This window comes from Brevibacillus humidisoli (assembly GCF_020923435.1).
GTDB lineage: Bacteria > Bacillota > Bacilli > Brevibacillales > Brevibacillaceae > Brevibacillus_E > Brevibacillus_E humidisoli.
In genome coordinates this window covers 43645-54856 of sequence record NZ_CP087263.1, presented here as the reverse complement: position 1 = coordinate 54856, position 11212 = coordinate 43645, and the positions used below count along the sequence as shown (strand labels likewise).

Genomic DNA, 11212 nt, shown 5'->3' with positions numbered 1-11212 from the left:
AGAGAAAGCTGTCATCACTTTCGATAAACGTGCATGTATCCTTCCCCGTTGGCTGGACGAACGTAAATGGCCAGTGGACGATTGATCGATTCGACATATAGATTGACGTGGACCTGTTTGTCAAATACCTGATTGATCTGGGAAGCACAGTACTGGGTAAACTGGATCACTTCGGTACGCGAATCGTATTCCGCAGTTGCCGTCAGCGTCAGCTCTACCAAGTCTCTGCCCATAAACCGGCCTACCCCGGTCAGGCCGATAAACTCGCTAAAGAATGATTTTGTCTGCTTCATCAGTTTGTCGTACTGCAAGGAAATCTGCGGATAATCCTTGTATACGGCGTCCCCTGGGAACAGGTAGTACTTCTCGTCAATTGCCTGCCATTTGGATACGGAGCCCTCCCCAGAGTTGACGGTACCAGTCATGATGAAATTCCCGGGAATCATGGTTGAGCTATGATCGGGCACTTGGTAGAGAGCGATCACCATTGGAATCTGTGCATTGTCAGCCCGTACCTGCTGGACGATCTTGGCGGCGAGCGCTTGCCCTTTTGCCCGCAACTCATCTGTGCTGTACACTTTTTCCTGACCAGAGGCGTCTTTGTACTCTGGCGACAGGGTAAGACCGAGAACCATCCCGGCCAACTGCTGGTTCTCTACATCCAGATAATCGTGCTCCAACACGTGCAGCAGCAGCGTGCTGCCATTCTCCGGATTCAAACCTTTCGGGTTCTCCTCGGACGCAGGAGCCAGCCAGTCTCTCACCTGCTGACTGCTGATCTGCTGTCCTTCCTGAAACAGGTATTCTTCAGGGTCAAACGTCTCCCGGGCAATCTCCAGCAATCCCAGCTCCAAGTGACTGAAATCAATGCGATAACCGGACAGTCGGGACAGCATGCCACGTGTCTGGTTTGGCTTATACGGCATCACGCTGCCATAGTAGTCTCCACTCACTTCGATCACGGGAGAGACCGTAGGGGTAGCTGGAGCAGGTTTCTCCTCCCCGTCAGGAAAAAGGGAACAAGCTGTTGCCGTACACAACAGGATGATAGTAAGAAAAAAGTAGAAAAGCACCTTAACTCGCTTGTTCATCAATGGTAACTCCTTTGGATTGAAAACTTACGACGATTCCCATTTTTTCCAGCTGCCGTTGTGCAACGTGTACAAGTAAGCCGATTCTCCTACAGCAACCAACCTATACTCGCCCCAACCGGCTCCAAGCATGATCAGCTTTTCCGGAGTTTGGGCCTCCAATAATCTCCAGCCTTCTGCGTCCTTGCAAAAGACACCCTGATCCGTCGCGGCGTAGAGAAGCCCCTCGGTCCGATCGGCACCGAGCGAATAGATTTGCTGGACACCAGGGATCTCTTCTCGTTCCCACTGCCCGTCGTCCGTATGAAGGAGGGAATCTTGTGTCACAACATACAATACCTGCTGTTTCGGCAGATAGAGCATTGCCGTCACCGCCTGCTCCAGGTCTGCCCACTTGCGCCAAGTCTTGCCGTCGTCATCAGATTGGTAGATCCCTTCTTCTCTCACGTGCGCGAACAATTGAAGCTGGTTGGCCGCTCGTCCTCCTGTCAGCAGGTTCATGTTCGGCTGGTCGGGCAAACCACTGCCCACTTGGCGCCAGGTCTTGCCGCCATCTGTGCTTTGTTTGCTCCCGCTGCTGGTGCCAACAACGATGAACTCGGGCCGCTTCGGATCGATCACCCATCCCGTAACAGCATCTTCCGCAAGCTGTTCGGACAGGAGCGTCCACAGTTCGGCATTAGCCGAAAGGTATAAGCCGGTATGAGTCCCCAGCCAAATACGCGGCTCACTTGGGGACATTCCCACGGCCGTCACATACTCTCCTTTTTGCAAAACATCCTGATAGGTCAAATCCCCTGGAATCTGTGCTGCTTGGATAGGAGGTGTCGTGTCTTGTCGAGCTGTGTTGTTCGGCTTCGCATTGCACCCCATAAGCAGCAAAAGACAACTCATGGCTACCCACACGATTTTCGAAATGCTCGCTCTCAACACCACTCACATCCTTTTACCTGGTTCCGGCTGTCGACTACAGATCCTACTGATCAAGCAGCTTCAGAAAGGCCGCTTCGTCGATCACCTCTATGCCCAACTTCTCCGCCTTTTCCAGCTTGGAACCTGCTTTGTCACCGGCGATCACCAGGTCTGTTTTTTTGCTGACACTGCCTGTCACCTTTCCGCCCAACAGAGCAATTTTCTCCTCTGCCTCCTGACGGGTCAGTGTGTTCAACGTACCAGTCAACACTACTGTTTTGCCAGCCAACGGCGTGTCGTTCCCCGCTTCGACGCGGACCCCTTTGTAGCTGAAGTTGACGCCGGCAGCACGCAGCCGGTCCAATAACTCCTGTACCTGCGGCATTGAAAAGTAAGTGAGGATGCTGTCAGCCATCTTCGGTCCGATCTCGTTAATCTCCAGCAGTTGCTCCCGCGTAGCCTGCCGAAGCACATCGAGGTGACCAAACTGCTCGGCCAGCACTTTGGCTGCTTTGGCTCCGACCAACCGGATGCCGAGACCGAAGATGAGCCGCTCCACAGAATTCTGTTTGCTCGCTTCGATTGCTTCCAGCAGGTTGTCGACCGATTTTTCCCCCATCCGCTCCATGTTGAGCAGTTCATCGCGCCGCTCGTGCAGGTAATAGAGATCGGCAACACTGGTAATCAGCCCTTGCTCATACAACTGGGCAACTACCTTTTCACCAAGCCCTTCGATGTTCATCGCGAGCCGTGAGACAAAGTGAATCATACCCTCCCGTATCAGCGCCGGGCAGTCAGGATTGATGCAGCGCAGCGCTACTTCATCCTCAAAGCGAACCAGGTCACTGCCGCATTCCGGACAGTGTGTCGGCATCTGGAACGGCCGTTCCTCACCGGTTCTCCGCTCTGGCAGGACAGCGACAATCTCTGGAATGATGTCGCCCGCTTTTTTCACCACGACGTGATCGCCAAGCAAAAGTCCTTTTTCCCGGATAATCTCTTCATTGTGCAGAGAGGCTCGCTTCACAGTGGTCCCCGCCAGGCTGACCGGTTTCAACAGCGCCGTCGGCGTAACCGCGCCGGTCCGTCCGACGCTCACCTCGATGCCTTCCAGCACCGTCACAGCTTCTTCTGCCGGAAACTTGTAGGCAACCGCCCATCGCGGACTTTTTGCGGTGAACCCTAGTTCCTGCCGCTGGGCAAAGCTGTCTACCTTGATCACCATGCCGTCGATCTCGTACGGTAGAGCGGGCCGCTTTTCCGCCCACGATTGAATGAAGGCAATCAACTCATCGATAGCATCAAAAACGCGCCACTCCGGATTCACCTTGAAGCCGAGCGACTGCAGCAGTTCAAGCCCTTCACTGTGAAAGTCCACCGATTCGCCTTGCAGTTCGCCAATCCCGTAGATAAACGTGTCCAACGAGCGGGAGGCGGCGATCTTCGGGTCTAGCTGGCGCAGAGAACCAGCAGCGGAATTGCGCGGATTGGCAAACAGGGGTTCACCCTTTGCTTCCCGCTCCTGATTCAGCTTTTCGAAAGCCGGCTTGGGCATAAACGCTTCGCCTCTCACTTCGATCGTCACCGGCTTGCTCAACCGAAGCGGGATGGAACGGATCGTCTTTAGATTCTGCGTAATATCCTCGCCCGTCTGCCCGTCCCCACGGGTCGCCCCTTGTACGAACAAGCCGTTCTCGTAGCGAAGGGAGACTGCCAGCCCGTCAATCTTCAACTCGCACACATAGCGAACTGGCTGTTCACCTACTCCCTGCCGAACACGGCGGTCAAAGTCGCGCAAGTCAGCCTCGTCAAAGGCGTTGCCCAGACTGAGCATGGGAACTTTGTGTTCCACTTTCTCAAAGTGAGGAAGCGGTTCGCCACCTACCCGCTGCGTCGGCGAATCACTCGTCACCAGATCAGGGTACAGGTCCTCCAGGTCTCTTAGTTCACGCATCAATTGGTCGTATTCTTGGTCAGTGATCTCCGGTCGATCTTCTACATGATACAGACGGTTGTGACGCTCGATTTGTTGCCGCAATTCCTCTATTTTCCGTTCAGCCGTCAGCCGATCCATCAGCCTGCTCCATCCTTTCTCTCAACTTACGCCCGTTCAATCGGGGCAAAGCGTGCCAACAGTTTTTTGACGCCAATCGGGCTGGGGAAGGCGATGTCCAACTCCAGATCATCCCCGCTGCCCTTTGTCTTGACAACCGTACCGATTCCCCACTTGCCGTGCTTCACTTTGTCACCAGCCCTCCAATCTACACCTGCTGCCGAACCATGCTGCGGCAGGGTGCCTTTCGACTGGGTAGCTGCGCGGAACGAGCCCGTGCCGCCCGCCTGCCTCCCGTAGGAAGCATTGCTGCCATAGCCGCCGGAGCGGGCGGACGCAGAGAAGCTCCCCCAGCTTCCTCCCGATTCGGCCGATTCCTGTCCATCCAGCAGTTCCTCCGGTATCTCAGTGAGAAAGCGGGAGGGCGGGTTGCTGTTTGTCCGACCGTACAATGTTCGTGTGTACGCGTTGGTCAGATACAGCTTTTCCTCCGCCCGGGTAATCCCTACATAGGCGAGACGTCGTTCCTCCTCCATCTCCGTATCGTCAAACAACGCGCGGCTGTGTGGAAAGATGCCCTCTTCCAGGCCGATCAGAAAGACGACAGGGAACTCCAGCCCCTTGGCGCTGTGCAGGGTCATCAGGGTAACCTGTCCCTCTGCCGGCCCCTGCTCGGCAGGCTCTTCTCCCAGCGCATCAATATCGGCAATCAGTGCCAGGTCGGTGAGGAACGCAACCAGGCTGCGGTCTTCGCTTTTCCGCTCGAATTCCTGGGTTACGGACAAGAACTCACCGATGTTCTCCAGCCGTGCCGCCGCTTCCAGCGTATTCTCCTCTTTTAGTGCTTGCTCGTATCCTGTCCGCTTTAGCGTTTCTTCAACCAGTTCGGTCACGCTAAGGTAGTCGACCATCTGCATCAACTGCTCGATCACCTCTGTAAAGGCGCGGATCGCATTGGTGGTACGGGCAGCCAGACCGATAGCCTCCACTTCCTGCAGCGCACGAAACATGCTGAGTCCGTGCTGGTTGGCGTACGCTTCGATTTTCTCTACGGTCGTATCACCGATGCTTCGCTTGGGCACGTTGATGATCCGGGTGAGGCTAATATCATCATCAGGATTGGCGATCAACCGCAGGTAAGCGAGAACGTCTTTAATCTCTTTGCGATCGTAGAACTTGGTGCCGCCGACGATCGTATAAGGAATGTTTGACTTCACCAGTACGTCCTCGACTACACGTGATTGAGCATTAGTGCGGTAGAGGATAGCAAACTTGTCGTACGTCTTGTAGGTGGCGAGGAGTTGGCGGATCGTCTCCACGATGTAATAAGCCTCATCGTGTTCCGTGCTCCCCCGATATAAGTGAATGTTTTCGCCCGTCGGATTCTCCGTCCACAGCTTTTTCTCTTTCCGCATGGTGTTGTGGGCAATCACTCCGTTGGCCGCTTGCAGGATCGTTTTGGTGGAGCGGTAGTTCTGTTCCAGCTTAATCAGCTTGGCCTCCGGATAATCCCGTTCGAAGTTCAAGATGATTGAAATGTCCGCTCCCCGCCATTTGTAGATACTCTGATCGGCGTCACCGACACAACAGATGTTGCGGTACTTGGCAGCCAGCAGCGAGATCAGGGTGTACTGAGCCCGGTTGGTATCCTGATACTCATCGACGTGAATGTAACGGAACTTCTTTTGGTAGAAATCGAGCACTTCCGGAACTTCGCGGAACAACTGCACGGTCTTCATAATCAGGTCGTCAAAATCGAGCGATTGGTTCTGCTTCAGTTTCTTTTGATAACGTTCGTACACCTCAGCCGCTGCCCGGCGAAACGGATCTCCCGCCTGTTCGGCAAACTGCCCCTGTGAGGTTAACTCATTTTTGGCCGCACTGATCGTAGCCAAGATCGCCCTGGGTTCAAACTTTTTCGGATCCAGGTTGAGTTCTTTCAGACACTGCTTGATCACGGTTAGCTGATCGCCTGCGTCCAATATGGTAAAGTTGCGATTGTATCCAATCCGGTCAATGTCGCGGCGGAGAATCCGTACACAGAGAGAGTGGAAGGTAGAGATCCAGATATCGTCTGCTCCGAGCCCGACCAGGCGAGCCACCCGCTCCTTCATCTCCCGTGCCGCTTTGTTGGTAAAGGTAATCGCCAGAATGCTCCACGGGGCCACGTTTTTTTCCCCGACCAAATACGCTACGCGCTGGGTCAGCACCCGTGTCTTGCCGCTTCCTGCTCCTGCCAGAATCAGCACAGGCCCTTCCGTCGTCCGTACGGCTTCTTGCTGCTGTGGATTTAATCCTGCCAGGATCTTTTCCTGAGTAGACATGCAAAATTGCCACCTTTCGCCTGTGAGAGAAATCGTCCCATCGGTCGCCGCTTCTCTGGCTGCGGCAAACCGAAGCATATGTTCTTATTTTGGCACAGATTAGGGCGTCGTGCCAGCTTTTCGTACTTTCTCTCCTAAGAATCGGAGTGCGCCTCCGTCCATTGTGGACAATAGAAAAGGGTACTGCTGAGTACCCTTCATCATCTGCGCCGGCATCACCGGCCCGCGTGTTATCGCTCATAAGTCTTTAACCGCCTCTACCGTTGCCAGCGCGGCCTTTGGATCGTCATAGATGATATTGCCGACGACGATGGTGTCTGCTACCGACGCCATCTCACGAGCTTGTTCAGGGGTGGAGATCCCGCCGCCATAAAATAGGTGCCCCTCTTCAAAACCAGAGCGGCAGGCCGCTACCCATCGCGGATCGCCGTATCTTCCGCTGTACTCCACGTAAAAGATTGGCAAGCGGCACAGTTTAGAGGCAACACGGGCGTATGCCTTTGCCTCCTCCGTATCTGCCACCGGGCGAGCCGCCGTACGTTTGGCTGCAGCCGATTCCGGGTTGAGAATTAGGTAGCCTTCGGTAAATATCTCCTCCCAGTGGATGTATGCGCCATACTCCCGCAGTCCGGTGACGTGGGGTTGGAGAATCCAATCGGGATCGCCTGCATTGAGCACCAGCGGAATAAAATAGGCATCAAATCCCGGAACCACTGCCTGCAGACTGGATACCTCCAGAACGGCGGGAACGGCGTACCGGCGAATCCTGGACATTAACGCGAGTGTGTTGTCATAGGTGACGCCCAACGTCCCCCCTACAATAATCGCATCCGTCCCTGATTCACAGATCCGCTCCAGCCACTCATCGTCAATCCATTTGTCTGGATCCAGTTTAAAAGCGTGCCGCCAGCCGCTGTAATCGATCAATTGCGTTTCCTCCCGAAGTCCCGAAGCTATTTGCCGAGCCGCTCCAACGCCAATTGGTAGCCTTCATTGCCGTAATTCAGACAGCGTTTGACGCGGGAGATGGTCGCCGTACTGGCGCCTGTCTCCGCTTCGATCTGATTGTATGTGTACCCCTTGCGAAGCATTCGGGCTACCTCCAATCGCTGCGCAAGCGACTGCATTTCGTTGATTGTGCAGAGATCGTCAAAAAATGCATAACATTCTTCTATCGTTTCCAGCGTGAGAATTGCCTCAAACAACTGCTCAATGCCCTTGCCCTTCAGTTTCTCCAACTGCATGTGATCACCCCGTCGGTTATCGTGGGACTTTCTGCTTTTCTCTCTCACATTTTCATACGTTAAAGTCCTACCATCATCTTAGGCAAAAAACGTCGTCAATTCAAGAGCTTTCCACGAAAGCAGAAGCCGCTGCTGGTGCGACCATCTGCAGTCCGTCACTGAAACGAGACACCAGCGGACAGTCCGGGCGAATCAGGCACAATATTGATCCAGGTATTTCCCGGGAGAAGCGGCACTTCTTGCGTCAACCCCTCATCCTGATAAGCCCGGATCACACCCCCGCTCCGTTTCCACTTGATCTTGCGCGCAGTTCCTTGCTGGAACAGATAGCCATCGCCTGGTCCCACCACATCGATTTGCCGGCGCCCTTCACTATCCAACACGCGATGTCTGGCAGCCAGCACCAGCAGGTTCGTCACTTCCAACTGCTGCTCCGTCGACAGTTCGATGTGCGGTTCGCCCTCGGTAAAGCGAAGATACTTTTCTTTCCGTTCGTCATACGTATAGCTGGCACTGTACAAAGAGTGGAAAGTTACATCAATCTGATTGGCCTTCTCACCGCCGATCACTTTCGCCTCGGCAGGCAAAAAGGGAAAGTCCGGCAGTTCCGTAGTCATTCTCATCCCTTTGTCATTCATCGCCTTCTCAATCAGCTCGGCACTGGTATAGAGATTGTGCGGTGCTTGGCGAAACTTCTCCCGCCAAAAGTAAGCACTGTTGTTAATCTCATTTATGTAGGCGTAATCGGAGCGACCCAGTGTTTGCAGCGCCTCCGGACTGCCCCCGGCATGCACCATCACCGCGTCAAAACCTGCCCCGATCTCGATGTAGTAAGGGCGGATGCTGCGCACCGGCCCGATCACCGGAGGCTTATGGCTTTGATAGATGGCGACAAAGCGGGTCACTTCCCCTTCAGCGAGGATCTCATAGACGATGTCCGCCTGTTCAAGTCCTGACTGGGGTCGTGCTTTGGGATGGTTGTTGATCATGACCATCACCGGCCGTCTCTCTATCTTCTCCTCCGCACCAAGCCCGGTGAACGGAGCCGTATAGGGAAGGGGCGGCTCTTTTTGTACGTCCGTCTGCACAGGGGGAGTCGGAGGTGTCTTCGTCGGTTGTGGATCGGTCGTCACCTCTTGGGCGCAAGCGGCAAGAATCAACGTGAGGAACAAGGTAGGCACGATTTGCTTTAGCCGTTTCAAGAAGTCCGCTCCTTTCAGGTGCATGTCATCTACTCAACAAATTCTCTGCCAGCCGGGATAACTCCTCCCACAACATTCCCACATTCCTGTTATTAGTCTGCCACAGCGATTTGCTATCCTGTACAAAAGGGGGGCCGCAAGACGCAGACGAGGCCGGTTTGGTACAATAATCAAGTAGAAAACACGCCGCATCAGCGAAACCGCTGTGCACCGGAAAGCGAGGAGATTTCCCGATGTCCGCCGACATTTCCTATCTGGTATACCTGGTAGACGATGAGACTACCCTTTTGGAACTGCTCAAGTCCTATCTGGAAAACGCCGGATACCGTGTCAAGACCTTTCAGACAGGCGAAGAAGTGCTCAAGGTTCTTGCCGCAGAGGAACCACATCTCTGGATCCTCGACATTATGCTGCCCGACATTGATGGCTACGAGCTGCTCCGGCAAATCCGCAGCAAGTCGGAAGTGCCGATCATCTTTATCTCGGCTCGTGACCAGGACATAGACAAGGTAATCGGACTGGAGCTTGGCAGTGACGATTACCTGGCCAAACCGTTTTTGCCCCGCGAGTTGGTGATCCGGGTGCAGAAACTGCTGCAGCGTACCTATGAACGAAGCTTGCTCACGTCACCTGTGGCTGGCGGACAGCAATTTCAGGACTGGACGACGATCGGTCCCTACCGCCTATCGGAAAAAGGACGGCTGGTCAAGGAGGGAGAGCAAGCGATTGAGTTGACCACCAAAGAATTTGACTTAATCTGCTACCTGATCCACAACCAGGGGCAGGCTCTGCATCGGGAGCAGATTTTGTCCGCGATCTGGGGTGAGGATTACATCGGATCAGATCGGGCAGTGGACGATCTGGTCAAGCGAATCCGCAAGAAGATGCCGAAGCTGCCGCTTGAGACAGTCTATGGCTTTGGCTACCGGCTCACCGCACCATGAAGGAGAAACTGACGATGAAGAATTGGCCGCTCGCCCGGCAAATCCTGATCCTGTTCATGCTGCTCACTACTGTGCTCGGCATCAGTGTGGGTGTTTTGTACCCGATCGCGGTCAAGCAATACCTGGTGGACAACGTCTATTCCCTGCTGGAAGAAGAATTTGAGACGCTTGCCGGACACATCGCCTTTACCGAACACCGCGAGCTGCTGCCGGTCCCGGCCTCTGCTCCCTTTTTCCTGCAGTTGCTCCTGTCCAATTACGAGTATTCCTTTGACATGCTCGTCTATTCCGCTAACGGGCAGCTGCTTGGTTCGCGCAGCACGACCAAGGTTCCAGTAGCAGATGCCAACCGCCTGTTCAGAATGGCTGCCTCTTACTCGGAAAAAGGCCTGCAGCGGGGTACCCTGCAGCGGAGCGATGAGACGTATCTGTTCGTCAGCAAACGGATGGATTACCATGGCTTTCCCTACTATCTGATTGTTTTTTCCAAGGAGCAGGAATTAAATCAGATCAACGCCATTCTCACCCGACAGTTTATCGTCGTCTTTGCCATCCTGCTGGCTGTCAGTTGGGTGCTGGCGATCTGGTTCAGCCGTTACCTGACCAACCCGCTGAGACGGCTGGGGGAGTGGTGTCAAAACATCGCCCGGCGGCAGTTTGACATCCCACTGAAGCTGGATCGACAAGATGAGATTGGAGAGTTGGCTCGTTCGTTTGAAACGATGAAAAACCAATTGAAAGAGTACGATGAATCACAGCGCCACTTCGTTCAAAACATCTCACACGAATTAAAAACGCCGATCATGGCGATTCAAGGATACGCCCATGCCCTGCAGGAAGGTGTATTTCAGGGTGAGCAGGCAGAAAAAGGACTGCAGATCATCATGGAGGAGAGCAAACGGCTGGAAAAAGTCGTCGAACAGCTTCTCTATCTGACTAAAATCGAATCCGTGTCGGAAATGCTGCAAAAGAAACCGCTCAATCTCAGCGAACTGTTTAGCTTTTTGCAGCAGCGGTTGAGTGTGCTAAACCCAAGCGTAGCCTGGGACAACCAGCTTCCGCCTGTACTGCAGACAGTGGGAGACGGTGAACAGTTGAGCATCGCTTTTCAAAACATCATCGAAAACCAGCTGCGGTACGCCAAACAGACACTGCTTTTACAAGCGCAGCGATTACCGAACCAGTTGCAGTTGATCATTGCCAATGACGGTCCGCCTATCGATGAACAGCTGCTGCCCCACCTGTTCCAACGCTTCCGTAAAGGCAAAAGCGGCAAACACGGGCTGGGACTTGCGATTGCCCGCGCCGTCATTGAGGCACACGGCGGAACCATACAGGCAAAAAACGAGCCGCCTGGTGTGCGCTTTATCATCTCGCTTCCAACCGACGCAGAACGGGCATAAAAGCGAAGGAGGCTGTCTCCCGCATGATGGCAGCCTCCT

9 protein-coding genes are annotated in these 11212 nt (G+C 54.2%); 2 read left to right on the top strand and 7 right to left on the bottom strand.

All coding sequences use genetic code 11. The features are described from left to right. Positions 1–14: 14 nt before the first annotated feature. The 7 genes from LOK74_RS00255 to LOK74_RS00225 form a co-directional block, all read right to left on the bottom strand. Positions 15–1091 (bottom strand): CamS family sex pheromone protein, encoded by a 1077-nt coding sequence (locus LOK74_RS00255; protein ID WP_230044538.1) that lies wholly within the window; start codon positions 1089–1091, stop codon positions 15–17. A 27-nt stretch (positions 1092–1118) separates the two neighbouring features. Beyond that, the gene (locus LOK74_RS00250; protein WP_230044537.1) at positions 1119–2021 is read right to left on the bottom strand and encodes a WD40/YVTN/BNR-like repeat-containing protein; all 903 of its coding nucleotides are present in this window, start codon (positions 2019–2021) and stop codon (positions 1119–1121) included. Between the two features lie 46 nt (positions 2022–2067). Beyond that, the gene (gene ligA, locus LOK74_RS00245; protein ID WP_230044536.1) at positions 2068–4077 is read right to left on the bottom strand and encodes an NAD-dependent DNA ligase LigA; all 2010 of its coding nucleotides are present in this window, start codon (positions 4075–4077) and stop codon (positions 2068–2070) included. A gap of 26 nt (positions 4078–4103) precedes the next feature. Then, complete coding sequence (gene pcrA / locus LOK74_RS00240) at positions 4104–6380, bottom strand: DNA helicase PcrA (protein WP_230044535.1); 2277 nt, start codon at positions 6378–6380, stop codon at positions 4104–4106. Positions 6381–6617: 237 nt separating this feature from the next. Next, on the bottom strand, positions 6618–7307 hold the full coding sequence (gene pcrB, locus LOK74_RS00235; protein WP_230044534.1) for a heptaprenylglyceryl phosphate synthase: 690 nt from the start codon (positions 7305–7307) through the stop codon (positions 6618–6620). A 26-nt stretch (positions 7308–7333) separates the two neighbouring features. Next, positions 7334–7624 carry a YerC/YecD family TrpR-related protein gene (locus LOK74_RS00230; protein WP_230044533.1) on the bottom strand — a complete coding sequence of 97 codons (291 nt, stop codon included), beginning with the start codon at positions 7622–7624 and terminating at the stop codon, positions 7334–7336. A gap of 155 nt (positions 7625–7779) precedes the next feature. Then, positions 7780–8826, bottom strand: a complete 1047-nt coding sequence (locus tag LOK74_RS00225; protein WP_230044532.1) for a DUF3048 domain-containing protein — start codon at positions 8824–8826, stop codon at positions 7780–7782. Between the two features lie 233 nt (positions 8827–9059). On the opposite strand from LOK74_RS00225, the gene LOK74_RS00220 reads away from it, so the two are divergent. Continuing rightward, on the top strand, positions 9060–9770 hold the full coding sequence (locus LOK74_RS00220) for a response regulator transcription factor (protein WP_277613414.1): 711 nt from the start codon (positions 9060–9062) through the stop codon (positions 9768–9770). Further along, a complete protein-coding gene (locus LOK74_RS00215; RefSeq protein WP_420908709.1) occupies positions 9767–11173 on the top strand; it encodes a sensor histidine kinase in 1407 nt (468 codons plus the stop codon). Before LOK74_RS00220 ends, LOK74_RS00215 begins: the two co-directional genes overlap by 4 nt. Positions 11174–11212 lie beyond the last annotated feature (39 nt).